Raw genomic sequence first — 25,459 nt, 5'->3', positions numbered from 1 at the left:
CGTTCCCACTTCCAAGGACTCCGTCCCATGTCGCACGTTGCCCCATCCGCCCGCGCCACCCACGCCTCCAGCTCGGCCGCCACGCTGCGCGCCGACGACGCCAGCGACGAGTACCTGACCTTCGCCCTGGGCGAAGAGGAATACGGCGTCGACATCCTCAAGGTGCAGGAGATCCGCAGCTACGACGCGGTCACCCGCCTGCCCGACGCACCCGACTACATCAAGGGCGTGATCAACCTGCGCGGCACCATCGTGCCGGTGGTCGACATGCGCCTGAAGTTCCGCCTGGCCCATGCCGAATACAACGAGCTGACCGTGATGATCGTGCTCAGCGTCGCCGACCGCGTGGTCGGCATGGTCGTCGACAGCGTCTCCGACGTGGTGCGCCTGGGCGGCGAGCAGATCCGCGCGGTGCCCGAACTGGGCGCGACCATCGACAGCCAGTTCCTGACCGGCATCGGCACGCTCGACGAGCGGATGCTGATCCTGCTCGACATCGAACGGCTGATGGCCAGCGCCGAGATGGGACTGGTGGTGCCGCAAGCCGCGCACTAAAACCGTTGTAGCAGTCCACGTTCCCCAACCTGCATCCAGAGGCGATACCCAATGAAGACACTTGCCCTGCTCGCCTTGACCGGTTGCGCACTCATCACCACCGGCACCGCCTACGCCGGCGCGCTTGCGGCACCGCGCAGCGAAAGCTGCAAAGCCGTCACCGAGCAGGAAATCGCCTCGTTGTTCGAGCAGTGGAACCAGGACCTGCAGACCGGCGACGTGCACAAGATCGTCGCCCATTACGCGCAGCGGTCGATCCTGCTGCCCACCGTGTCCAACAAGCCGCGTCTCACCGTCGCGGAGAAGGAAGACTACTTCCACCACTTCGTCGAGAACCGGCCGTCGGGCAAGATCGACCAGCGCTTCATCCAGATCGACTGCAACACGGCGTTCGACGCGGGCCTGTACTCGTTCACGTTCGCCAAGACCGGCGTCACCGTCAGCGCGCGCTACAGCTACACCTATCACTGGGATGGCGCGCGCTGGCTGATCACCAGCCACCACTCCTCGGCGATGCCGGAAAAGAAATCCTGAGTTAGCTCCTTGCCACCGCGATCCGTGGCCGGTGGGCGCCTCGCGCTCACCGGCCTCTGGCCGTTGCCGTGTTCCGCTGCCCGGTAAGCCCGCGATCCAGCGGCGGACCCCCAGCACCAGATCCAGCAACACCCCTGCCGTGGTGTACACGCGGCCCTGCCCTGCGCTTTCACGCGCCCGCGGCCATTTTCTGGCCGCCCCATTTCATCGTCCAGATCGGCCGTATTCCGAGAACCGGAACACGCGGGCATCGCGCGCGCGATTGCGTGCGATTCGCCCGCGGCAAGCCTGCGCGCGTCTTAGGCCGCAGCCGATCACCGCAGCCGCTGTCCGCGCGCGTTAACACACCGCCCGCCGCCGACTCAAGTCCTCGCGTCCTGCGCCGTTATCAGGTCGACGCTGCGAGTCACACTTTTTGCCGCGATGTCCCTACAGAACCTCCCAATAGCCAAGAAAAGCCAACAAGAAAAAGGGTATTGATCATGATTTCGCTACTGCAACGCTACAAGGTCGGCATGCGCCTGGCCGCGGGCTTCGGCCTGGTGATCCTGCTGCTGATGGCGATGGCCGCCATCGCGCTGTACAACCTGACCATGATCCAGGGACAGATGGATGAAGTCGGCGTCAACAACGTCAAGATCGGGCATCTCAACGAGATGCTGGAGGCCAACAATGCCTTGGCCATCGCCATGCGCAATCTCACCATGGTCACCGACGAAGCGCAGAAACAGCATGAGCTGAGCGCGATCGCCGATGCGCGTGCCGACTACAAGAAGGCCGCCGACGAGCTGGAAGAGCTGCCCTCCAGCGAAGCCGAACAAGCCATCCGCAAGAAGACCCGCGCCGTGCGCGACACCGGCCGTCCGCTCAACGAGCAGGTCATCGCGCTGGCTACCAAGAACCAGAACGCGGCGGCGCAGGAGTTCCTGGTGACGCAGGCCGCACCGGCCATGAAACTCTGGCAGACGGTGCTGCATGAGCGTATCGCCACGCGGGAAAAGGCCACGGAAGAGAAATTTGCCGCAGAGCACGCCGAATTCGAAAGCGCCAGGAGCCTGTTGCTGGTGCTGTCGGCTCTGGCCGTTGCTATCGCGGGCACGCTTGCGTATCTCATCGCCCGCAGCCTGGTCATGCCGCTTACCCAGGCAACCCGCGCGGCCGATGCCATCGCGCAGGGTCGGATGGACACGGTCATCGACGCGCGCGGCCGCGACGAGGTAGCGCAGCTGCTGCGGTCGATGAAGACCATGCAGGACGGGCTGGTGTCGTTCGCCGACGCCCAGGGCGAGATCGCCCGCCAGCACGATGCCGGCGCGATCGACTTCCGCATCGATGCGGACCGTTTCCCGGGCGCCTACGGCAAGATGGCCGGCGAGATCAACGCCTTGGTCGCCGCGCACATCGCGGTGAAGTTCAAGCTGGTCGCCATCATCACCGAGTACGCCCGCGGCGACCTGTCGCGCGACATGGAAAAGCTGCCCGGGCAGAAGGCGCAGATCACTGCCGCTGCCGACGCGTTCAAGGCGCAGATGCTGGGCGTCAACGACCAGATCAAGCTGCTGGTCGACGCCGCGGTCGCGGGTGACTTCAGCCAGCGTGGCGATGCCGATCGCTTCGAGTTCGTCTACCGCGACATGGTCCAAGGGCTGAACACGCTGATGGGCAGCGCCGACACCGGCCTGGGCGAAATCGGCCGGCTGATGGCGGCGGTTGCCGACGGTGACCTCGCTCAGCGCATCACCGTCACCCTGCCCGGCCAGTTCGGCGAAGTCGCCGAAGACACCAACCGCACCGTCGACAAGGTCGCCGACATCGTCGGCCAGATCCGCATCGGCAGCGACGCGATCAACTCGGCCGCCGGCGAGATCGCCGCCGGCAACAACGACCTGTCGCAGCGCACCGAGCAGCAGGCCGCCGCGCTGGAGGAAACCGCCTCGTCGATGGAAGAGCTCACCTCGACCGTGCGCGCGACCGCCGACAACGCCCGCCAGGCCAACCAGCTCGCGATCGGCGCGGTCGACGTCGCCTCGCAGGGCGGCGACGTGGTCGGCAAGGTGGTCGAGACCATGAGCGCGATCAACACCTCGTCGCGCAAGATCGTCGACATCATCGGCGTGATCGACGGCATCGCGTTCCAGACCAACATCCTGGCGTTGAATGCGGCGGTGGAAGCCGCGCGCGCCGGCGAGCAGGGCCGCGGTTTCGCGGTCGTGGCCGCCGAGGTGCGCTCGCTCGCGCAGCGTTCGGCCGGCGCGGCCAAGGAGATCAAGCAGCTGATCACCGACTCGGTGGAGAAGGTCGAACAGGGCAACGCGCTGGTCGACCAGGCCGGCAAGACCATGGGCGAGATCGTGACCAGCGTGAAGCGGGTCACCGACATCATCGCCGACATCTCGGCCGCCTCGCAGGAACAAAGCGCGGGCATCGAGCAGGTCAACCAGGCGATCACCTCGATGGACGAGACCACCCAGCAGAACGCCGCGCTGGTCGAGGAAGCCACCGCCGCCGCGCGCAGCCTGGAGCAGCAGTCCGAACAGCTGGTGCAGACGGTCGCGGTGTTCCGGCTGGAAGCCGGACGCGACAGCCGCACCGACGCGTTTGTCCCGGCAGCGGCCGCACCGCGCTCCAGCGTGATCGAGATGGCGGCAGCGGCGCGCAAGCCAATCGCCGGCAAACCCGCCCCGAAACGCGCGGCCGCCACCCCACGCAAGTCCGGCACCAACGGCAGCGCGGACCAGAACTGGCAGGAGTTCTAACCGCAGAAACCCGCCGCCGGGCATCCCCGCGATGCCCGGCGTGCGACCGAACTCCCGCGCGCGACGACAGCGTCGCGCCCGAACACCGCTGATCCGCCGATCGCCGCACGGCATCGCGCATCGACTCCCCCACGCACGTGCGGGAGTTCCGGGTCGGCACGCGTATCGCGGCACCTGCTGCGACAACACGCTGGTGCGGTAAAGCCCAGCCAGCAGCGGCCGATAACAGGAATAACCCCTGCCCGCGCGACAACAGCAGATGCCGGTTGCGGATGCTGCTCGCGCCGGGTCCGTGCCTCGGGCAACGGGGTGCGGGATGGATACCAAACCGGAAAGAGAGGGTGCTCGGCCCCATGCTCACGCCAGTACGCACCGACGCTTTGCTGCCGCTCGCCGCCTCGCCGCTGGCGTGGCTGGCGCCATTGCTGGAGGCCGCGACGCCGCGAGCGGTCGCGCTGGCCACCGCCGAGGCGATGCGCACGCTTCCCGGCTGTCGCGGGGTGCGCGTGCTGTGGGCACTGGACGACGCCGACTCCGCGTGGAGCGAACCCGCGCAGCCGATCGACAGCGACGACATCGCCGCCGACCTGGACCTGGCCCGCGAGGCCCTGGACACCGACATGCCGCGGCTGGTGGCTGGTCACCGGACGCGGCTGGCGATCCCGTTGCGGCGCAGCGGCGCGGCGGTGCTGATGGAACTGGAGCCGCGCCAAAGCCCGCAAGCGATGCTCGAACTGGCCGCCGACCGGCTGCAGGTGGCCGACCAGCGCCTGCGCAGCGCGCTGGAGATCGCCGAACTGCACGGGACGATGGCGCGGCTGGAGCATTCGGAACTCGTGCAGCGCGCGTTGTTCGCGATCTCCGACCTGGCCGGCTCCAACCTGGCCGAGCCCGACCTGCTCAAGGGCATCCACGCCATCGTCGGCACCCTGATGTATGCCGAGAACTGCTTCATCGTGCGGCTCGACGCGCAGAACGACCTGATCCGCTTCCTGTACTTCGTCGACGTCGAGGACGAGGTGCCGAGCGATGAGCCCTTGAGCCGGCGCGAGGGCACGCTGACCTGGTACCTGCTGCGCGACGGCAAGCCGCTGCGCGGCAGCGACGCGCAGCTGCGCCGGCAGGTCTCCGGGCCACTGCGCTCGATCGGCACCGACAGCTTCGACTGGCTCGGCGTGCCGATGGTGCGCGACGGTGTGGTCGAAGGCGCGATCGTGGTGCAGAGCTACCAGCCCGGCATCGTCTATTCGGCCGCGGACCAGGCGCTGCTGGAGTTCGTCGGCAGCCACATCCTCACCGCGCTGGAGCGCAAGCGGACCCAGGACGACCTCGAGCGCAGCGTCCGCCAGCGCACGCTGGAACTGGCCGAGGCCAACCTGGGCCTGCATCAGGAAATCATCGAGCGCGAGCGCGCGCAGCGGCTGCAGGCCGCGCTGTTCCAGATCGCGCAACTGGCCACGGCCGACATCGACGAAGAAGCGTTCTATCGCAGCATCCACGAGGTGGTCGGTGAACTGACCAACGCCCGCAATTTCTTCATCGCCCTGCTCTCCTCCGACCGCGCATCGCTGGAGTACCCGTACGCCGTCGACGACAGCGGCGAGGACTTCGCGACGCGTCCGGTTGCGCACGGCCTGAGCGAGTACGTGTTGCGACACGGTCAGTCGCTGCTGCGGACCGAGGAGGTGCGCGAGCTCGCCGCTCGCGGCGAAGTCGACCTGTACACGGTGGGAGCGTTGGCGGAGTGCTGGCTCGGGGTACCGCTGATATTCGGCGGCGAGGCGGTGGGGCTGGTCGCGGTGCAGAGTTACGACCCATCGGTGCTGTACGGGCCGGCCGACCAGGAGCTGCTCGGCTTCGTCGCCTCGCAGATCGCCAACAGCCTGCATCGCCGCCGCACCGCACGCGTTCAGCAGGAGGCCTTTGCCCAGCTCGAGGAGCGGGTGCAGGCGCGCACCCACGAACTGCGCCAGGAGATCGGCGAACGCGAACGCATCCAGGAGCGGCTCAAGCACGAGGTCATGCACGACACCCTGACCGGGCTGCCGAACCGCGGCTACCTGCGCAGCCGGCTCAACCACGTGCTGGCACGGCTCGGGCACGAGCCGCAGCGAAAATGCGCGCTGCTCTACCTCGATGTCGACCGCTTCAAGGTCATCAACGACAGCCTCGGCCATCTCGCCGGCGACGAGGTGCTCAAGGAAGTCGCGGTCCGCCTACAGGCGTGCGTGCGCGAACCCGACCTAGTGGCGCGCCTGTCGGGCGACGAATTCGTCATCCTGCTCGAGGACGTCGACGGCCCCGCCACCGCGATCAAGGTCGCGCAGCGGGTGCTCGACCTGCTCGACCGGCCATTGCAGGTGGCCGGCAAGGTGCTGGCCGTCTCAGGCAGCGTCGGCATCGCGGTGGCCGACGCGCGCTATGGCCTCGCCGACGAACTGGTGCGCGATGCGGACACCGCGCTGTACCGCGCAAAATCGCTCGGGCGCAAATGCTTCGTGTTGTTCGACGCCTCGCTGCAGCGTGAGGCCATCGACGTGCTGGCCTTGGAGGGCGAGCTGCGCGATGCGCTGGAGCACGACCAGTTCGAGCCGTACTTCCAGCCGATCCTGCGGCTGGCCAGCGACGAACTGGTCGGCTACGAAGCCCTGCTGCGCTGGAACCACCCCACCCGCGGCGTGCTCGGCCCGCCGGAATTCCTCCAGGTCGCCGAGGACTGCGGCGTGATCGAGGCTATCGACTGGCGCATGTTCGAGCTCAGCTGCGAACGTGCCGCCAGGCTCGACCGCGTCGACACCTACCTGACGATCAACGTGTCCCCGCGGCACCTGCGCCATGCCGACTTCGACACGCGCCTGATCGACATGCTGGCGCGCACGGGGCTGAGCCCGACCCGCCTGCTGATCGAGATCACCGAAGGTTCGCTGCTGGATGACCCGGAATGCATGCGCGCGACCCTCGCGCGATTGCAGGCCGCCGGCATCGGCGCCGCGCTGGACGATTTCGGCACCGGCTACTCCTCGCTCAGCTACCTGCATTCGTTCCCGATGAAGAAGCTGAAGATCGACCGCTCGTTCGTGGTCGCGCTGGGCAGCCAGGGCGAGGAGAACCACACCTCGGTCGTGGCCGCGATCCTCGCACTGGCCGGCGCGCTCGGCCTGGGCGTGGTGGCCGAGGGCATCGAGACCCAGCAGCAGCGCGACGCGCTGGCCGCCCTGGGCTGCGAGTACGGCCAGGGCTTCCTGCTCGGACGGCCGGCGCCGATGGCGCACTGGCTGGGGCGGGACGCGTAGCGCTTACCGCCGAGGAACGCCGGCAAGGAGGGCGCGCCTCGTGTTTCCGCGAAGCTCGCGCGCGCAACGCAACTCTGCAACAAAAAAAAAACGCGCCGTCGCCGGCGCGCTTCTTCGGCCCAGATGCGCTGGCTCAGAGGGTGAAGTCGAGTCGCGTCTTGCCGCGGCCAGCGGCACCGGCCGCGAACTGCCACTGCTTGACCGCCTTCACCGCGGCGCTCTCGAACGTGCGCGCCGGCTTGGCATTGAGCACCGAGACGCTGGCGACCTTGCCGCTGGCATCGACGGTGTATTCGACTTCGACGAAACCGCTGGTACCGGCGCGCGCCGCTTCGGCCGGATACACCGGGTCGACGCGCTTGATCGGCTTGGGATCGGCCTGAGCCGGGGTGATGACCAGCAGCGCCAGGGCGGTGGCGGCGGCGAGCAGGACGGGGTGGCGCATGGGCAGTCTCCAGGGGTTGGGTGGTTCGACCCTGCCTTTATCGTTCGCGTCGGCGGATTCTTTAGCGAGCCTGGGTGCAGGCGGCGAAAGCCACGGCTTTGGCTGGCCCGCAAGCGCCGTTGCCGTCGCTATGGCGGTGCGAAGCTGGCTCAGAGTTTGAAGTCGAGCCGCACCTTGCCACGGCCACCGGCACCGGCCGCGAACTGCCACTGTTTGACCGCCTTTACCGCGGCGCTCTCGAACGTGCGCGCCGGCTTGGCGTTGAGCACCGAAACGCTGGCGACCTTGCCGCTGGCATCGACGGTGTACTCGACCTCGACGAAACCGCTGGTGCCGGCGCGCGCGGCGTCGGCCGGGTACACCGGGTCGACGCGCTTGATCGGCTTGACGTCGGCGTGGGCGGGCACGGCGAACACCAGGGCCAAGGCGGTGGTCGCGGCGAGCAGGAACGGATGGCGCATGGGAGTCTCCGGTGACGTGGCGATCGACACCCTCGGCATCGGCGGCGCGCGGCACTTCTTGAGCCGCGCGGCGGCTTGGCTCGGCGCGTCAGGTTCGACCAGGCCCGTTCGACCAGGCACGTTCGACCAGGCCCGTTCCACCAGGCGCCTGCAACGCAGCGCCTAAAGTTTCCGCGCGCCGCGCCGATGCCGGGGTGTCGACCCTAGGCGGGTCGTTGCCCACTGCCCACGCGAGGCCTGCATGTCCGTTCGTTCCACCCCCTCCCTGATCGACCGCCTGCTGCTGCCCGCCACGGTGCTGATGTCGCGGCTGCGTTTCGGCCACAAGGCGCTGCTGATCGGCGCCTCCTTCATGCTGACCTGCGGCGTGATTTCCGGCGTGCTGCTGACCCGCTCGCTCGACGAGATCGGTGAAGTCGAGCTGGCACGCTCCTCGACGACCGGCCTCGGCCACCTGCACGGCACCATGCTGGCGATGCAGTCGCACCGCCAGCTGGTGGCGCGCGTCGCGGCCAAGGACCGTGTTGCCGAAGATACGCTCGCCGCGGCCGCGGCCGATGTCGAGCGTGGCCTGGTCGCCAGCGCCAAGTGGCAGGCCGCGACGCTCCAGGGCGCTGCCCTGGACAAGGCGATGCAGACCACCCGCGCGGCCTGGGCCAAGGCCGTGGCAGCGCATACCGACCCCGCCGCCGCCGCCGCGGACCACACCGCCGCGATCGGCGCGGTCCGCGCGCAGATGGGCGTGGTCTCCGATATCAGCGGTGCCGCGCACGTCGGAAGCCCGGCGGTCCTGTACATGGCGCGCGCCGCCAGCGAGTGGCTGCCGACGCTGTCCGAGTCCACCGCCCAGCAGGGCGCTGTCGGCGTGCGCGTGCTCGGCGAGGGTGCGATCTGGGTCGACGACCGCATCGGCCTGGCGGTGTCGCGCAACATGCAGGACTTCCTGCGCGGCCGCATCGAACTGGAACTGAAGAACGCCGAGAAGCAGATGCCGGCGTTGCAGAAGGGCATCGGTGCCAGCCTGCGCACCGCGCAGACCTTCGTTGACAAGCAGAACCAGCTGATCCAGACCCAGGTGCTCGACGCCGAGACGCCGTCGCTGCCGGTCAAGGCGATGGCAGCGCGCGACGACGCCACCCGCTTGGCGATGGCCGCGGCACTGGGCAGTGCGAGCGCAGCGCTCGACGCGGCCGCCGCCGCCGACATCGCCCGCCTGCAGCAGCGTGCGGCGCTGACCGCCCTGGTCATCGTGCTGGTGCTGCTGCTGTCGGCGTACCTGTTCCTCGGTTTCAGCCGCAGCACCCGCACCTCGCTGCGCGTGATCCAGGACGCCGCCGAGCAGCTCGCCGCCGGCCAGTTCCCGGAGAAGGTCCGCGTCCACAGCCGCGACGAACTGCGCGACATCGCCAAGAGCCTGGAGCGCGCCGTGGATGCGCTGCGTGGCTTCGCCGGTGCGCAGCGCGCGCTGTTCGACGCCCACCAGCAGGGCGAGATCGACGAACGCCTGGATGCGCAGGCCTTCCCCGGCTCGTTCGGGGTGATGGCCGATGAGATCAACACCCTGGTCGGCTCGCACATCGCGGTGAAGATGCGCGTGATCGAGATCGTCGCGGCCTACGCCCGCGGCGACCTGTCGATGGAGATCGAGCGCTACCCAGGCAAAAAGGCGCAGGTCACCGCCGCCGTCGATGCGGTCAAGGCCGGCATGCAGGCGGTCAACGCGGAGATCAAGGGCCTGGTCGACGCCGCCGTCGCCGGCGACTTCAGCCACCGCGGCGAAGCGCAGCGCTTCGAGTACGTCTACCGCGACATGATCGAGGGCCTCAACGCGCTGATGACCAGCGCCGACCACGGCCTGACCGACATCGGCGCGCTGCTGGCCGCGGTCACGCAGGGCGACCTGACCCGCGAGGCCGACGCCGACCTGCCCGGCCAGTTCGGCGAGCTGGCCGCGAACGCGAACGGCACCGTGCGCCAGCTGGCGCAGGTGGTCGGGAAGATCCGCCTGGGCAGCGACGCGATCAGCACCGCCGCCGGCGAAATCGCGTCGGGCAACAACGACCTGTCGCAGCGCACCGAGCAGCAGGCGGCCTCGCTGGAGGAAACCGCCTCGTCGATGGAGGAACTGACCTCGACCGTGCGCCAGAACGCCGACAACGCCCGCCAGGCCAACCAGCTCGCGATCGGCGCGGTCGACGTCGCCTCGCAGGGGGGCGCGGTGGTCGGCAAGGTGGTCGAGACCATGACCGCGATCCACGAGTCCTCGCGCAAGGTGGTCGACATCATCGGTGTGATCGACGGGATCGCGTTCCAGACCAACATCCTCGCGCTCAACGCCGCGGTCGAGGCCGCGCGCGCCGGCGAGCAGGGCCGCGGCTTCGCGGTCGTGGCCGCCGAGGTGCGCTCGCTCGCGCAGCGCTCGGCCGGCGCGGCCAAGGAAATCAAGCAGCTGATCACCGACTCGGTGAACAAGGTCGAACACGGCAACGCGCTGGTCGATCAGGCCGGCAAGACCATGGGCGAGATCGTGACCAGCGTGAAGCGGGTCACCGACATCATTGCCGACATCTCGGCGGCGTCGCAGGAGCAGACCTCCGGCATTGAGCAGGTCAACCAGGCCATCACCCAGATGGACGAAAGCACCCAGCAGAACGCGGCGCTGGTCGAGGAAGCCTCGGCCGCCGCACGCAGCATGGAGCAGCAGTCCGAGCAGCTGGCGCAGACGGTGGCGATCTTCCGCCTGGAGACCAGCCGCGACGGCGCGCACCAGGCCGCGGCCGCGCGTGCGCCCCACGGCGCCAGCGTGATCGAGATCCCGAACGCGGCACGCAAGCCGGTGGCGGCCACGCGCGCCAAGCCGGTGCGCAAGCTGCGGACCAAAGCCCCCGTCGCCGCCAACGGCAGCGACGGCCACTGGCAGGAGTTCTGATGGCACTGCCCGCCGCGCGCGCCCCCACGCGCAGCTCGCGCCACGACGACCTCGCCTGTCGTCGCGCACGGCCGGGCTGACGCCGTGGCATTGCAGCCCTCGCCATGGCCCGACGCCGGCACGTTCGACAGCGACGACGGCAGCGCGTCGCGCACCGTCCAGCGGATGGTGCGCGACCACGGGGCCGCCGCGGCGAACGAGGTCGAAGGCGACGAGTTCGACGACCTCGTCTGCATGGCGTCGCGGGTGCTCGACGGCCCGATCGCCATGCTCGCGATCGCCGAGGGCGGGCAGTTCCGCGTGGCCGCCAAGCGCGGCCTTGCGAGCACGCCGGAACTGCGTGGGCATACCCTCTGGCGCGCCGTCGGCCAGACTCGGCCGCTACTGCTGCTGCCGGACGCGGCCGCCGACGTGCGCTTCCGCGACGACCCGGCGGTGGCGTGTGCCGGTGGCGTGCGCTTCTACCTCGGCATCGCCCTGTTCGGTTCGAACGGCATGCTGCTCGGCGTGCTCAGCGTGGCCGACCGCCGCCCGCGGTCGGCGGTGCCCGACGATGCCCTCTTGATGCTGCGACGGGTCGCACGCCTCGCCACGCGCTTGATCGAGCGACGCCAGTTCGAGCGCAGCAACCGCATCGCCGAGCAGATCGCGCAGACCGGCTTCAGCGCGGTAGTGGTGGTCGACGGCGCCGGCACGGTAACGTTTGCCAACGTCGCCGCGCAGGCGCTGTTTGGCCCGGCGGTGACCAGCGGCCGGCCGGTGCACGCATTGTTCCCGGCGGCACTGCAGGCCGACCCCGACGCCGTCGCGAACTGGCTGCGCCCCGGCGCCGGCGATGCGCCCGACGACAGTACCGCCGCGTGCGAGCTGCAGGTGCAATGCGGCGATGGCGAACCGCGGCTGCTCGAGGCGGTGCGCTGCGCGTGGCCGGCCGGCGACGGCAACGGCATGGCGCTGATCCTGCGCGACATCACCGACAACCAGCGCCTGCAACGCGTCCGCCTCGGCGAGCAGCAGGACGCGCTTACCGGCCTGCCCAACCGTGCCGCGTTGCTGTCCGCGATCGACGCGCTCCACCAGCAAGCCACGCCGCTGAGCGTGGCCTTGCTCGGGCTGGACAACTTCCGATCGGTCAACGACACCCTCGGCCACGCGATCGGCGATGCGGTGCTGCAGGTGGTGGCATGCCGGCTGCTGGCGCGCTTGCCCGCGGGCGCGCACCTGGCGCGTTTCGGCGGCGACGAGTTCGCGCTGGTGTTTCCGTCCACTGCGCCGGGCGCGATCGAGGCGCAGTTGCACGCGATGCTGCGCGAGATCGCGCGGCCGTGCGAAGTCGACCACCACCGCGTCCACATCGCGGCCCATGTCGGCCTGGCGGCGACCGGCGGCACGCCCGGACTGGCGGAGGAGATCGCCGGCGCCAGCGAGCTGATTGCGCGCGCGGGGCTCGCGATGCAGCATGCCAAGCGCAGCAGCGGCCGGCGCCTGCGCCGCTTCGAGCCCGGCATGCGGGCCGAGGCGATCGACCGCCGCAAGCTCGAACTCGAACTGCACCGGGCGTGCCGCGAAGGCGAGTTCGAGCTGCACTACCAGCCGCAGATGGACCTGGCCAGCGCCCGCCCGACCGGCGCCGAGGCGCTGCTGCGCTGGCGCCATCCCGAGCGTGGCCTGCTGCTGCCGGCCGCGTTCATCGATGCCCTCGCGCACAGTGCGGTCGCGCCCGCGGTCGGTCGCTGGATCCTGCAGCGCGCGTGCCGCGATGCGGCCGCCTGGCCGCCAGTCGACGGCCGCCGGCTCGCGGTCGGGGTCAACCTGTTTCCGGCGCAGTTCGAAGGCGAGCAGTTCCTCGACGAGGTCGACCAGGCGTTGGCGATGAGCGGACTGGCGCCGGCACAGCTGGAACTCGAGCTGACCGAGACCATCGCGCTGCGCGACGACGGCGTCGCCGAACAGACGCTGATGCAGCTGCGCGCGCGCGGCATCCGCATCGCGTTCGACGACTTCGGCACCGGCTACGCGTCGCTGTCGATGCTGCACCGGCTGCCGGTCGACCGGGTCAAGATCGACCGCTCGTTCGTCTGCGACGTGATCGCCAACCGCGGCGACGAGGCGATCGTGCGCTCGATCGCGCTGATCGCGCGCAACTTCGACCTGCAGGTCATCGCCGAAGGCGTGGAAACGCCGGTGCAGGCCGAGCTGCTGCGCCAGATCGGCTGCCAGGAGGTGCAGGGCTTCCTGTACTCGATGGCGCTGGCACCGGCCGACTTCGATGGCTGGCTCGCCGGGCACGCCAACCCCGTTCCGGCCGCGGGCGCGAACGCCCCGGCGCAGGCGGTGCGGCATGGCTGACGCCGGACGCAGCGCGCGCAGTGCGCGCCCCACCGATGAACGCGTGTTCGCGTTCGATGACCGCGACTTCCGTCGCGTCTGCCGGCTGATCCACGACCGCGCCGGCATCCACCTCAACCCGCACAAGCGCGACATGGTCTACAGCCGGCTGGTGCGGCGCCTGCGCGCCCAGGGTCTGGAGCGCTTCAGCGACTACCTCGACCTGGTCGAGACCGATCCCGACGCCGAGGCCCAGGCCTTCGTCAACGCGCTCACCACCAACCTCACCTCGTTCTTCCGCGAAGGGCACCACTTCGAGGCGCTGGCGTCGCAGCTGCTGGCCACGCAGCGCGCCGGCAAGGACCTGCTGATCTGGTGCTGCGCGGCGTCGACCGGCGAGGAACCCTATTCGCTGGCGATCACCGCCTGCGAGGCGTTCGGCACGCTGACACCGCCGGTGCGCATCCTGGCCACCGACATCGACACCAGCGTGCTGCAGACGGCGGCGCGCGGCGTGTATCCGATCGAACGCATCGATGCCCTCGACGTGCAGCGCAAGCGCCGGTTCTTCCAGCGCGGCGGCGGCCCGAATGCCGGCCAGTGCCGCGTGCGCCCGGAGCTGCAGGCGCTGGTCAGCTTTCGCCCGCTCAACCTGCTCGATGACGACTACGGCCTGCGCGGCAGCTACGCCGCGGTGTTCTGCCGCAACGTGATGATCTACTTCGACAAGCCGACCCAGTACCACGTGCTGCAGCGCCTGGCGCCGTTGCTGGCGCCGGAAGGGCGGCTGTACGCCGGCCATTCCGAGAGCTTCAACCACGCCCTCGACCTGGTCGCGCCCTGCGGGCGCACCGTGTACCGCGCGGCGACGCCGGGCGGGCGTCGATGAGCGCCGCGATCGCCGAAACGGTACCCGGCAGCTACTACGACAGCGCCCTGCAAACCGAGGCGATCCGCCTGCTGCCGGCCGACTACGTCGCCACCGACCGCCCGGTCGCGCTGGTGACGCTGCTCGGCTCGTGCGTGGCCGCGTGCCTGTACGACCCGCTGCTCGCGCTCGGCGGCATGAACCACTTCATGCTGCCCGGCGGCGCCGGCAACGATGCCACCAGCGCGCGCTACGGCGCGCACGCGATGGAGCTGCTGATCAACGACCTGCTCAAGCGCGGCGCGCGGCGCTCGCGCCTGCTGGCCAAGGTGTTCGGCGGTGGCAACGTGCTCAGCGGCTTCCACACCGACCCGATCGGCAACCGCAACGCGCGCTTCGTGCGCGAGTACCTGGCGGCCGAGGGCATCCCGGTGATGGCGCAGGACCTGGGCGATACCCAACCGCGCAAGGTCGCGTTCTTCGTCCAGTCCGGGCGCACCCTGGTCAAGCGCCTGCCGTCCACCCGCGACGAGGGCATCGTCGACGCCGAGCGCGCGCTGTACGGCCGCCTCACGCGCGCGCCGGCCAGCGGCAGCGTGGAGCTGTTCTGAGATGCGGTCAGGACCGGTGCGGGTGCTGGTGGTCGACGACTCGGCGCTGATCCGCAAGCTGATGGTGGAACTGCTCGGCGCCGACCCCGGGATCGAGGTCGTCGGTACCGCCGCCGACCCCTACATCGCCCGCGACAAGATCAAGCAGCTGGCCCCGGATGTGCTCACCCTCGACGTCGAGATGCCGCGCATGGACGGGCTCACGTTCCTGCGCAACCTGATGCGGCTGCGGCCGATGCCGGTGGTGATGGTGTCGACCCTGACGCAGGCCGGCGCCCAGGTCACGCTCGACGCGCTGGCGCTGGGCGCGGTCGATTTCGTCGCCAAGCCCAAGCTCGATGTCGCGCGCGGCCTGACCGAGTACGCGACGGCGCTGATCGAGAAGGTCAAGCATGCTGCGCACGCGCGCGTGAGCCGGATCGCGGCCGCACCGACGGGCGCCGCGCACGGCGGCGCCGCGCCCTACGACGGCCCGCTCGGCTACCGCACCACCGACCGCCTGCTCGCGATCGGCGCCTCCGCCGGCGGCACCGAGGCGATCCGCGAGGTGCTGTCGCGGATGCCCGCCGACGCGCCGGCCACGGTCATCGCCCAGCACATCCCGGCGGCGTTCAGCGGCCCGTTCGCCGAACGGCTCAACCGCCACAGCCGCATGACCGTGGTCGAGGCCGGCGACGGCCAGCCGCTGCTCGCCGGACACGCCTACGTCGCCCCCGGCGGCCGCCACCTGCGCGTGGTGCGCAGCGGCGCGCGCTGGCATTGCCGGCTCGGCGACGACGAACCGGTGCGCCGGCACCGCCCGAGCGTCGACGTGCTGTTCGAGTCGGTCGCCAAATACGCCGGTGCCAATGCCAGCGCCGCGCTGCTGACCGGCATGGGCGACGACGGCGCGCGCGGCCTGCTCGCGTTGCGCCGGGCCGGCGCCAGCACGTTCGCGCAGGACGAGGCCAGCAGCGTGGTCTGGGGCATGCCCGGCGCGGCGGTCGCGCTCGATGCCGCCGGCGAGGTGCTGCCGCTGGCGCAGATCGCCCATCGCCTGCTCGCCGTCGCCGCAAACGGCTAAAGCGCACGGCCGACTGGCCGTTATCGAAGGTAGACCGCCCCCGACGAGACCGAAGATGGATTCGCGCGTACTGATCCGCATCGCAGCGCCACTGGCGCTCACCTTCACCCTGGTGTGCACCGAAGCCTTCGGCCTGTCCGCGCCGGTGCGCTGGGGCGCGCTGGTGGCGATGACCCTGGCCTGGCTCGGCTTTGCCTGGAGCATGCTCCGGCCCGGCAACCGCAGCCTGTTGGGCGAGCAGACCCGCCTGCTCGACGAACTGCGCAACTTCATCGGCGCCGAGGTCCAGGGGTCGCGCACCGAGATCGAGCGCACCCGCGAGCTGATCCGGGAGTCTGTTTCCAAACTCGGTGGCAGCTTCGAGGCGGTCAACCGCAAGTCGCGCCAGCAGGGCGAGGTGGTCGCGCGGATCATCGACCGTCGCGAGGGCGACAACAGCGGCGGCGCCGACGTCCACCATTTCGCGCTGCAGGCCAGCCAGCAGATGGAGCAACTGGTGGAAGCGCTGGAGGCCGTCAGCGGCCAGAGCAGCACCACCGTCACCCATATCGATGCGATGGCCGGGCACCTGGACGGGATCTTCGCCCTGCTCGAGGACGTCAAGTCGATCGCCGACCAGACCAACCTGCTCGCGCTCAACGCCGCCATCGAGGCCGCGCGTGCCGGCGAGGCGGGCCGCGGTTTCGCGGTGGTCGCCGACGAGGTGCGCAACCTGTCCGAGCGCTCGACCGCGTTCAACGAGCAGATCCGCAAGCTCGCGCACAGCTCCAAGGACTCGATCTCCCGCGTCCGCGACACCGTCAGCCACATGGCCTCGCGCGACCTCGACCGCAGCCGCGGTGCGCGCGCCGAAGCGGCGGCGATGCTCGAACGCGTCGACGGCATCAACCGCGGCCTGGGCAACGGCATGCGCGAGATCGCCGAGTGCAGCCGCTCGATCGACGGCTCGGTCGCCGAGGCGGTGCGTTCGCTGCAGTTCGAGGACATCGCCACCCAGGCGCTGACCGCCGCCAACGTGCACCTGGAGCGGCTGGGCGCGATCAACCGCGAGGCCACCGCGCTGCAGGACCTGCTGCACCGCAACGGCGGCCAGGGCGGCACGGAGGTGCGCCAGGCACTGAGCCAGCTCGGCCAGCGCGTCGCGCAGATGCGCGGCGAATGGGAACGCCCGCCGCACAAGCCGGTGATGCAGCAGTCCATGGACGCGGGCAGCGTCGAGCTGTTCTGAGTACTTCCACGCGGGCAGCGTCGAGCTGGTCTGAGTACTTCCACGCGGGCAGCGTCGAGCCGTTCTGAGTACTTCCACGCGGGCGGCGTCGAGCTGTCCTGACCACACGGCCGATCCGGCACGGCAGCGCGGCCACGCCGCGGTTGCGGCGGCCGGCCATCGGCAGGTAGCTTGTGGCGCATGCCGGCCGCAGCAACCCCACCAACGACCACGCCGGGCTGGGCACTGCTGCGCGAGTTCGCGCGCCTGCTGCTGCTGGCGGTGGTGCTGCCGGTGCTCGCGTTGGCCGGGCTGATCCAGTGGCAGGACGCAAACGACGTCCGCGAGCAGTTCGGCGCGCGCATAGCCACCGCGGCCGAATCCAACGGCCGCGATGTCGACAACTTCCTGCAGACCCACCTGGCGGCGATGCAGCTGCTCGCCGAACGCCGCACTGCCGCCGGCGATCTCGACGACCAGGCCGCCTGGGCCGCCGATCTGATCCGCATCCAGCGGCACTACCCGGCCTTCGCCCGGTTGCTGGTGACCGATGCCGAGGGCAAGACGCGCCTGATTCAACCGGCGCTGCCCGGCGCCCTGGGCACCTCGGTCGCCGACCGCGACTATTTCCGCGAGCCGCGCCGCAGCCGGCGCGCGTTTGTCTCCGATGTGTTCCGCGGCCGCGTGCTCAGCAATCCGCAGGTGGCCATGTCGGTGCCGCTGTTCGCCAACGGCCGTTTCGCTGGGGTGGTCTCGGGCTCGATGGGCATCGGCAGCCTGGCAATCCTGCGCGGCCAGGCGCTGCAACCGCGGGGCTTCGAGGTGTTGCTGCTGGACCGCGCGAACGCCGTCGTCCACGCCAGCGACGGCCTGCGCTACCGCTCCCTGGACGTGCTGGGACAGGCCGGCGGCGACCGCCTGCTGCGCGAGCTGGACAGCCGCCACGCGCGGATGCAACCGCTGCCGGGGGTGCTGCGCGACGGCGGCGATGCCTACGCGCTGGCCATGCCGCTCAAGGTCGGTTGGCGCCTGCTGCTGCTGGTGCCCGAACGCGTGGTGGCGGCCGAGCTGCGCCGCCACACCTTGGTCATGCTCGGCCTGCTGGCGCTGGTCCTGCTCGGCGTCCTGGCGATCGTCGGCCTGCAGATGCAACGCTTGGGCGGCAGCGTGCACGGCCTGCTGGAGCGCATGCAGCGCTTCGCCCTGGACCGCGCCTCCGCGCCGGTCGCGCTGGAAAGCATGCCGCGCGAGCTGGTGCCGCTGGCCGAGGCGATGAACCAGCTCGCCGCGCGCGCCCACGAGGCCTACGGTGAGGTCAGCCTGAGCCTGCAGGAACAAAGCCGGCTCCGCGAGGAACTGCAGGCGGTGGCGCGGCGGCTGATGACCGTGCAGGAGGACGAACGCCGCACCCTCTCGCGCGAACTGCACGACGACATCGGCCAGGCGATCACCGCGATCAAGCTCGGCGCAATGGCGCTCCAGGACGACGACGACCCGGCGCGGCGCGCCGAGATCCTGGCGGAGATCGTCACGATCACCGACCACACCGTGGCCAAGCTGCGCAACCTGTCGTTGCTGTTGCGCCCGCCGCAACTGGACACGCTCGGGCTCGAAACCGCGCTGCGCTGGCAGGCCGACACCCTGTTCCGGGCGGGCCAGCCGCGGCTCGAGCTGGCGCTCACCGAGCTGCCAGGGCGACCGGACCCGGAGGTCGAGCTGGCCTGCTTCCGCATCGCGCAGGAGGCGCTGACGAACATCCTGCGCCACGCGGGGGCCAAGCGGGTCACCCTGACGCTGGCGCCGGTGGCGCCGGGTGACGCGCTGGTGCTCACGATCGGCGACGACGGCCGCGGTTTCGACCCTGCCCGCGGCCACGGGCTCGGCCTGGTGACGATGCGCGAACGCGCGCAGCAGCTGGGCGGCACGCTCGAGATCGATACCGGCGAGGGCCGCGGCACCTGCATCCGCGCGACCTTGCCGATGCGCTCCACGGGCTAGTACCCGCGCCTGCCAGCGAGACCGGCGTGCCGATCCTCGTCGGCAGATCGCACCGCTCCCAGCCACGATCGCGGCGAGGTGCGACTGGATCCAGACCCCGTGCCGGCCGCGCCTGCCGGCGGCTGCGGCGCGGGACTCGACGCAAAGTGTGCGGACGTTGCCACTTTGCAAGCAGCGTGCTTAAGGAAGCCGTTTGGCTACCGTTACTGTCACGGATGAATTGCGCAACACGCACGGAGGGCACGGTGTTTATTCTGCTGGTGAGCGAAAACGGCGGCCACGCCGCACAGATCGAACAGGAGCTGGGGGAACAAGGGCTGGACTGGCGGATTTCCTGGACGGCGAACGCCGAAGGCGCGCTGTCGCTGTCGGACGACGTTGCCCCGGACGTGCTGGTGTGCGCCGCCCGTGTTGGCTCCAGCGATGGCGTGACCTTGCTCGGCCAACTGCGCAGGCGCCACCCGGAAGCGGTGTGCATCGTGTTGATGGATAGCGGCCACGACCAGGATGCGATGCAGGCGCTGGAAGTCACCCACCGGGTGTTGCTGGAACCGCTGGAGACGCTGCAGCTGATCGAGGCGGTGGAAAGCGTGATGGAACTGCGCGCGATCCTCGACGACCCCGGACTGAAGAAGGCCATCGGCCGGGTCGGTTCGCTGCCCGCGGCCCCGCGCCAGTATCTGGCGCTGACGCGCCTGCTGCGCGACCCGGATACCAGCGCCGCACGCGTCGTCGAAGTGGTGGCGCAGGATCCGGCGCTCGCCGCCAAGGTGCTGCGCCTGACCAACTCCGCGTACTACTCGGGCGGGCGCGAGATCAGCGACCTGCGCACGGCGGTCACCCGGCTGGGCCAGAACGCGCTGCGCCAGCTGGTGCTGGCCAACGAAGTGTTCTCCGCCGGCGCGAACTCGGCGGACGCGGACGCGATGCGCGACCGCGCCCTGCGCATTTCGCAGTTGGCCGGCCAGCTGCTGGCCGGCCCCAGTGCGGAACTGGCCGCCACCGCGGGACTGCTGGCCGAGGTCGGCCTGTTGCTGCCGCCGCTCGTGGCCGGCGACGGCGACGGAGCCGCCACCCCGCACGGGGTCGCCGGTGCCTACCTGCTCGGCCTGTGGGGACTGCCGACGCCGATCGTCGAGGCGGTCGCGTTCCACCAGTGCCCGGGGCGGATCCGCGGCGGGTTCTGGGTGACTGGCGCGGTGCACGTGGCCGCGGCACTGGTCAACGGCAGCGCCGTGGACGAGGACTATCTGCGCACGGTCGGCCAGCTGGATCGGCTGCCGCGCTGGCGGGCGCTGGCGGAAGCAGCACACGCCGAGGCGGCTTGAGCCAACGCGCCGGCCACGCGCCGGTGCGCCTGCGCACGACCCGTCCGCCACGCAAGGCGGCGCCGCCCAAACGAGAACCCCGGCCGCAGCCGGGGTTCTTTTTTTTTGCGAACGCCTGCAACGATCAGAAGGTGATGCTCCAGCTGTTGATGTAGCCGGTGTCGGCGCTGGCGTTGTCGTTGACGCGCAGCTTCCAGGTGCCGTTCAACGCTTCGGTCGCCAAATTGACCGTGTAGGTCTGGTTGATGTTGTCGGCGCTGCCGCCGGACCGGTTGTGCAACACGTAGACGCTGCCGTCCGGCGCCACCAGGTCGACCTTGAGGTCGCCCTTGTAGGTGTGGACGATATTGACCGCCACCGCGGTGTTGCTGGGCGCATTGCCGCTGCGGCCGGAGACCGTGATCGGGCTTTCGACCGTGGCGTTGTCGGCGATCGCGACGTCGGTGCCGTTGCTGTAGGTCTGCGTGCCGCCGCCGGTGCCGTAACTGCCGGTCAGGCTCATGCCGGAGAACGCGCTGTAGCCCAGCACCATCACGTGGTAGGTCCCGGCCTGCGCGGTGGCGATGTTGCAGGTCTCGGCATTGGTGCTGCCCTGCGAGCGGCAGTCGTAGCTGCTGGTGGTCGGAGCCGAACCGAACCTGACGTACAGGTCGGCATCGCCGCTGCCGCCGCTGGTGACGAACCGCAGGTTGCTGGCCCCGGCCGGCACCGCCATCGTCCAGAACTGCTGGCTGCCCGCTGCCCCGGCGATGCCGCTGACCGGCACGCCGTTCTGCAGCGCGTTGCTGACGGTGCCGACGCTGACGGTCTGGGTGCGGGTATTGCTGGCGCCGTCGTCGTCGGTGACGGTCAGGGCGACGGTGTAGTTGCCGGCCGCGGCGTAGGTCTTGCTCGGGTTGGTCGCGGTGGATGTGGTCCCGTCGCCGAAGTTCCAGCTGCGGCTGGCGATGGTGCCGTCGGAGTCGGTGGAGCTGTCGGTGAAGTTGGCGCTCAGGCCGCTGGTGGTGAAGCTGAAGTTGGCCGTCGGTGCGACGTTGCCCGGCGTGCCGCCGGCGGCGTCGACCACGGCCTTGGCGTCGAGGATGCCCGGGCCGATGGTCTGGCTGGGCGTGACCGGGAACGGCCGGAAGTTGGCCTTGATGATCGTCTCGACCTCGGCCGGGGTCTTCGGCGTCGCCGATGCCGACTGCAGCAGGGCGATCACGCCGGCCACGTGCGGGGCCGCCATCGAGGTGCCGTTGTAGCTGGCGTAGCTTTCCGCGCCCGGCGAGCTGGTGCCGGCGTTGAGCGTCGACAGGATCGCCGAACCCGGCGCGGCGATGTCGATCAGCGGGCCGTAGTTCGAGAAGCTCGAACGCTGGCCGGTGCTGGTGATCGAGGCCACCGCGATCACGTTGTTGCAGTTCGCGGGGGTGAAGCCGGAGGTGTTGGCGTTGCTGTTGCCGGCGGCGATCGCCAGGGTGGTGCCGCGGCTGACCGCGCCGTTGATCGCGTTCTGCATCGTGGTGCCGCACGCGCCGCTGCCGCCGAGGCTGAGGTTGATCACCTCGGCCGGGTTGGGGTTGGCCGGGACGCCGGCGACCGTGCCGCCGGAGGCCCAGACCACCGCGTCGGCGATGTCGGAAGTGGAGCCGCCGCCCACGCCGAGCACGCGCACCGGCATGATCCGGGCGTTAAACGCGGTGCCGGCGACGCCGACGCCGTTGTTGGTGCGCGCCGCGACCGTGCCGGCGACGTGGGTGCCGTGCCAGCTCGACTGGCCGCTGGTGGAGTCGCCCGGATCGCTGGCATCGGCGTCGCGGCCGTTGCCGTCGCGTGCGGTGGTGGCGCTGCTGATGAAGTCGTAGCCGGCGATCACGTTGGCATTGAGGTCGCTGTGGCTGGTGATGCCGGTGTCGAGCACGGCCACGACCACGCCGGTGCCGGTGGCGGTGTCCCAGGCCTCGTTCGCGCGGATGCCGGCGTCGGCGTCCTGGTAACCCCACTGCTCGGGATAGCGCGGGTCGTTGGGGGTCAGCGCGATCTGCAGGATGCGGTCGATCTCGACGTACTCGACGTTCGGCTCGGCGGCCAGTTGCCGCATCAGCGTTTCGGTCTCGGCGCGGTCGAGCTTGCGATCGGTGCGGACCACTTCGGCCCCGACCGCGAGGCGGCGCAGGTGCTGGACGCTCAGCGCCTTGCCGGCACGGCCGCGGCTGGCGGCGGCGTCGAGCGAGCGCTGCATCGATGCTGCGGTGGCGCGCTCGGCGCTTCCGTCGCGGTACTTGACGATGAACTGGTCGTGCTGCGCGGCCGACTCGATGCCGCTGAGATCGACGCGACCGGCCAAGGCCGGCATCGCGACCAGACAGGACAACGCGACCGCAGTGGCGGCCGCCAGCGCATGCACGCGCATGCGGCGTTGCGATAGATCGGACATTGTTGGACTCCCTCCCGACTGAAACAAAAAGCCGCCCGAATAGGCGGCCGGATCAGCCCGGCAGAACGCCACGTCCCCCCTGATACGGCGCCTGCCGAACCATTGGACACGGCCGGAGTGGACCCGGCCGCAGCGCGACGCTACGCCGATCGCTGGCCCATGCACGCTGCAGGGCAGCAATGCCGCAAGCCTGGGCACAACCAGCGCCCATCGGGCGGCCGCGAATGCTGCCTAGCCGCCCCGGCCCGGACGGCGCGCGCTGGTCGCGTCCGCCACCACGGCGCCGCGCCGCAACGGCACCGGCGCGGTGGCGATCCGGCCCTTGAGCTCGGCCATCGCCTCGGGCAGCACCACCAGGTAGCTGATCAGCTGTTCGGCCAGCGCCAGCAGTTGCCCGGCGGTGGCCTGGTCGATCGCAGCCTCGTCCTCGAACTCGCGCCCGAACGCGCCGCCGGGCGCGAGCAGCGGGCCGATGTCCTGCAGCGGCCGCGCGGTGTCGATGTCCTGGTGCAGCGCCTCCAGCTGCCGGGCGAGCGGCAGCTCGCGCCTGTCGTCGCCGAGCAGGCGCGTGGCCAGGCCCTCGAGCAGGTGCCGCACCATCAGCGCCGCCGGGCCCCACTCGGTGTGGTTGTAGAGCTTGAGCGCGGACTCGTAGGTGCGGCCCAGCGGCGCGGACAGCTCGCGCAGGCGCTCGATGCCCGGCATCGCCTCGCGCAGCGGCGACGGCGGGTCGCTGTACAAGGCCGCGGGGCGGGCGTGGTCGTGGCCGTCGAGCAACTGCACCAGCACCACCACGCCCTCGCAGCGCGGGCAGGCGGCATCGGCGGCGGCGACCTGGCGCCCGTGTTCCTGCCAGTGCCGGGCCTCGAACAACGCCTGCGCCACGCAATGCGGGCACAGCAGCTCGATCGCCTTCGGGAACCCGTTCGAGAAGCGGGACTGCACCTGGCTGTCTTGGACGAATTGCATCGCGATTCTCCCCGGCTCGCGCCCTGGCTCCGGCCTGACGCTGGACGCCTGAATTGAATTCCCCGTTGTGTGAAAGAAACGTTGGCGACCGCGCGCGACGGTCACCGGCGGCGACGCGGGACAGGGCGGCGGCACAGTTGGAGCGACGGGCGGCAGGCGCGCGCCCCGCCCGCATCCTCAGAGTCCGCGCGCCGCCTCGGCGACCGCGCGGAACAGCGCCCGGCCCTTGCTCATCGTCTCCTCCCACTCCTTCTGCGGGTCGGAGTCGTAAACGATGCCGGCACCGGCCTGCACGTGCAGGCGGCCGTCCTGGATCACCGCGGTGCGGATCGCGATCGCGGTGTCGGCGTCGCCGTGCCAGCCCAGGTAGCCGATCGAGCCGGCATACACGTTGCGCTTGATCGGCTCGAGCTCGCGGATCACTTCCAGCGCGCGGATCTTCGGTGCGCCGCTGACGGTGCCGGCCGGAAACGTCGCGCGCAGCACGTCGGCGTAGCTGAGGCCGGCCTTCAGCTTGCCGGTGACCTCGCTGACGATGTGCATCACGTGGCTGTAGCGCTCGATCACGAACTGCTCGCCGACCTCGACCGTGCCCGGCTGGCTGACCTTGCCGACATCGTTGCGGCCCAGGTCGATCAGCATCAGGTGCTCGGCGCGTTCCTTCGGATCGGCCAGCAGCTCGGCCTCCAGCGCGTTGTCTTCCTCGGCCGTGGCGCCGCGCGGGCGGGTGCCGGCGATCGGGCGCACGGTGACCTGGCCGTTGCCGGCGGCGTCGTGTTGCAGGCGGACGAGAATTTCCGGCGACGAGCCGACCACCTGCATCTCGCCGACATCGAGGAAGTACATGTACGGCGACGGGTTCAATGCGCGCAACGCACGGTAGACATCGACCGGGCGCGCCTTGAACGGCACGCTCAGGCGCTGCGACAGCACCACCTGGAAGATGTCGCCGGCGCGGATGTAGTCCTTGGATTTCTCGACCGCCTTGATGAAGCCTTCGCGGGTGAAACCGGAGACGAAGTCGGCTTCGTCCAGGCCGTTCGGGTCCAGCGTTTCCGGGTAGCCGGCGCCGGCATGGCGCAGGCGGTGGCTGAGCTCGTCGAGGCGGCGGTTGGCGCGCGCGTACGCCTGCGGCTGGCTGGGGTCGGCATGCACGATCAGGTACAGGCGGCCCTTGAGGTTGTCGAACACCGCGACCTCCTCGCTGAGCATCAGCAGGATGTCGGGCGTGCCGAGTTCATCGGGTTTTTCCGCGGTCGCCAGGCGCGGCTCGATGTAGCCGATGCACTCGAACCCGAACCAGCCGACCAGGCCGCCGGTGAAGCCCGGCAGGCCGGCGATCTTCGGCACCGAATGCTCGCTGCGCAGGCGCTCGACCTCGGCGAACGGGTCGGCGACCACGCGCGACTCGACCAGCTCGCCGCACTGGGTCACGAACAGCGTGTGCCCGGCGAACGCGTACACGCGCTGCGCCGGCAGGCCGATGATCGAGTAGCGGCCGAAACGCTCGCCGCCCTCGACCGATTCGAACAGGTAGGTGTGCGGGCCATCGGCAAGCTTGAGATACACCGACAGCGGCGTGTCGAGGTCGCTCAGCACCTCGCGCACCACCGGTATGCGGGTGTGGCCGGCCTCGGCGAGCTGGCGGAACTGGTCAGCGGTCAGGTGCATGCGGGCGGCGCGCGGAACGGGGCC

At 70.3% G+C, this 25,459-nt stretch carries 17 protein-coding genes and 1 pseudogene; 12 read left to right on the top strand and 6 right to left on the bottom strand.

Features of this window, described 5'->3' with window-relative positions:
• Positions 1–27 precede the first annotated feature (27 nt).
• From ACFQZQ_RS06680 to ACFQZQ_RS06665, 4 genes are all read left to right on the top strand, one after another.
• Complete coding sequence (locus tag ACFQZQ_RS06680; protein WP_386811984.1) at positions 28–555, top strand: chemotaxis protein CheW; 528 nt, start codon at positions 28–30, stop codon at positions 553–555.
• 51 nt (positions 556–606) lie between these two features.
• Entirely contained in the window at positions 607–1,089 is a 483-nt protein-coding gene (locus ACFQZQ_RS06675) for a DUF4440 domain-containing protein (protein ID WP_386811983.1), read from the top strand.
• Positions 1,090–1,571: 482 nt separating this feature from the next.
• Positions 1,572–3,845: a methyl-accepting chemotaxis protein gene (locus ACFQZQ_RS06670; RefSeq protein ID WP_386811982.1), complete on the top strand. Its 2,274-nt coding sequence runs from the start codon at positions 1,572–1,574 to the stop codon at positions 3,843–3,845.
• A gap of 353 nt (positions 3,846–4,198) precedes the next feature.
• A complete protein-coding gene (locus tag ACFQZQ_RS06665; RefSeq protein ID WP_386811981.1) occupies positions 4,199–7,138 on the top strand; it encodes a bifunctional diguanylate cyclase/phosphodiesterase in 2,940 nt (979 codons plus the stop codon).
• Positions 7,139–7,271: 133 nt separating this feature from the next.
• Here ACFQZQ_RS06665 and ACFQZQ_RS06660 read toward each other — a convergent pair whose 3' ends face one another.
• Positions 7,272–7,583 carry an energy transducer TonB gene (locus ACFQZQ_RS06660; RefSeq protein ID WP_386811980.1) on the bottom strand — a complete coding sequence of 104 codons (312 nt, stop codon included), beginning with the start codon at positions 7,581–7,583 and terminating at the stop codon, positions 7,272–7,274.
• A gap of 149 nt (positions 7,584–7,732) precedes the next feature.
• The gene (locus ACFQZQ_RS06655; protein WP_386811979.1) at positions 7,733–8,044 is read right to left on the bottom strand and encodes an energy transducer TonB; all 312 of its coding nucleotides are present in this window, start codon (positions 8,042–8,044) and stop codon (positions 7,733–7,735) included.
• Between the two features lie 241 nt (positions 8,045–8,285).
• Here ACFQZQ_RS06655 and ACFQZQ_RS06650 point away from each other — a divergent pair, with 241 nt between their 5' ends.
• The 8 genes from ACFQZQ_RS06650 to ACFQZQ_RS06615 all read left to right on the top strand — a co-directional run bounded on the left by ACFQZQ_RS06650 (position 8,286) and on the right by ACFQZQ_RS06615 (position 20,376).
• Entirely contained in the window at positions 8,286–10,973 is a 2,688-nt protein-coding gene (locus tag ACFQZQ_RS06650) for a methyl-accepting chemotaxis protein (protein ID WP_386811978.1), read from the top strand.
• Positions 10,974–11,057: 84 nt separating this feature from the next.
• Positions 11,058–13,322: a putative bifunctional diguanylate cyclase/phosphodiesterase gene (locus ACFQZQ_RS06645; RefSeq protein WP_386811977.1), complete on the top strand. Its 2,265-nt coding sequence runs from the start codon at positions 11,058–11,060 to the stop codon at positions 13,320–13,322.
• Positions 13,315–14,190 (top strand): CheR family methyltransferase, encoded by an 876-nt coding sequence (locus ACFQZQ_RS06640; RefSeq protein WP_386811976.1) that lies wholly within the window; start codon positions 13,315–13,317, stop codon positions 14,188–14,190. Before ACFQZQ_RS06645 ends, ACFQZQ_RS06640 begins: the two co-directional genes overlap by 8 nt.
• Positions 14,187–14,780, top strand: a complete 594-nt coding sequence (cheD, locus tag ACFQZQ_RS06635) for a chemoreceptor glutamine deamidase CheD (protein WP_386811975.1) — start codon at positions 14,187–14,189, stop codon at positions 14,778–14,780. Before ACFQZQ_RS06640 ends, cheD begins: the two co-directional genes overlap by 4 nt.
• A 1-nt stretch (position 14,781) precedes the next feature.
• A complete protein-coding gene (locus tag ACFQZQ_RS06630) occupies positions 14,782–15,843 on the top strand; it encodes a protein-glutamate methylesterase/protein-glutamine glutaminase (RefSeq protein ID WP_386811974.1) in 1,062 nt (353 codons plus the stop codon).
• Positions 15,844–15,898: 55 nt separating this feature from the next.
• On the top strand, positions 15,899–17,071 hold the full coding sequence (locus tag ACFQZQ_RS06625) for a methyl-accepting chemotaxis protein (protein ID WP_386811973.1): 1,173 nt from the start codon (positions 15,899–15,901) through the stop codon (positions 17,069–17,071).
• A 180-nt stretch (positions 17,072–17,251) separates the two neighbouring features.
• Entirely contained in the window at positions 17,252–19,048 is a 1,797-nt protein-coding gene (locus ACFQZQ_RS06620; RefSeq protein WP_386811972.1) for an ATP-binding protein, read from the top strand.
• A gap of 245 nt (positions 19,049–19,293) precedes the next feature.
• Positions 19,294–20,376 (top strand): HDOD domain-containing protein, encoded by a 1,083-nt coding sequence (locus ACFQZQ_RS06615; RefSeq protein ID WP_386811971.1) that lies wholly within the window; start codon positions 19,294–19,296, stop codon positions 20,374–20,376.
• Between the two features lie 124 nt (positions 20,377–20,500).
• On the opposite strand, the gene ACFQZQ_RS06610 is transcribed toward ACFQZQ_RS06615, so the two are convergent.
• From ACFQZQ_RS06610 to trpE, 4 genes and pseudogenes are all read right to left on the bottom strand, one after another.
• On the bottom strand, positions 20,501–21,127 hold the full coding sequence (locus ACFQZQ_RS06610; protein WP_386812557.1) for a proprotein convertase P-domain-containing protein: 627 nt from the start codon (positions 21,125–21,127) through the stop codon (positions 20,501–20,503).
• A pseudogene (locus ACFQZQ_RS06605) lies at positions 21,107–22,795 on the bottom strand (S8 family serine peptidase); the annotation flags it as partial. The pseudogene ACFQZQ_RS06605 and the gene ACFQZQ_RS06610, both read right to left, overlap by 21 nt.
• Positions 22,796–23,026: 231 nt before the next feature.
• A complete protein-coding gene (locus tag ACFQZQ_RS06600) occupies positions 23,027–23,764 on the bottom strand; it encodes a hypothetical protein (RefSeq protein ID WP_386811970.1) in 738 nt (245 codons plus the stop codon).
• Between the two features lie 177 nt (positions 23,765–23,941).
• Positions 23,942–25,435: an anthranilate synthase component I gene (gene trpE / locus ACFQZQ_RS06595; protein WP_386811969.1), complete on the bottom strand. Its 1,494-nt coding sequence runs from the start codon at positions 25,433–25,435 to the stop codon at positions 23,942–23,944.
• Positions 25,436–25,459 lie beyond the last annotated feature (24 nt).

The sequence above is a fragment of the Lysobacter koreensis genome, from assembly GCF_042677045.1.
Classification (GTDB): Bacteria; Pseudomonadota; Gammaproteobacteria; order Xanthomonadales; family Xanthomonadaceae; genus Lysobacter_K; species Lysobacter_K koreensis.
This window is presented reverse-complemented; position numbering and strand designations above follow the sequence as displayed.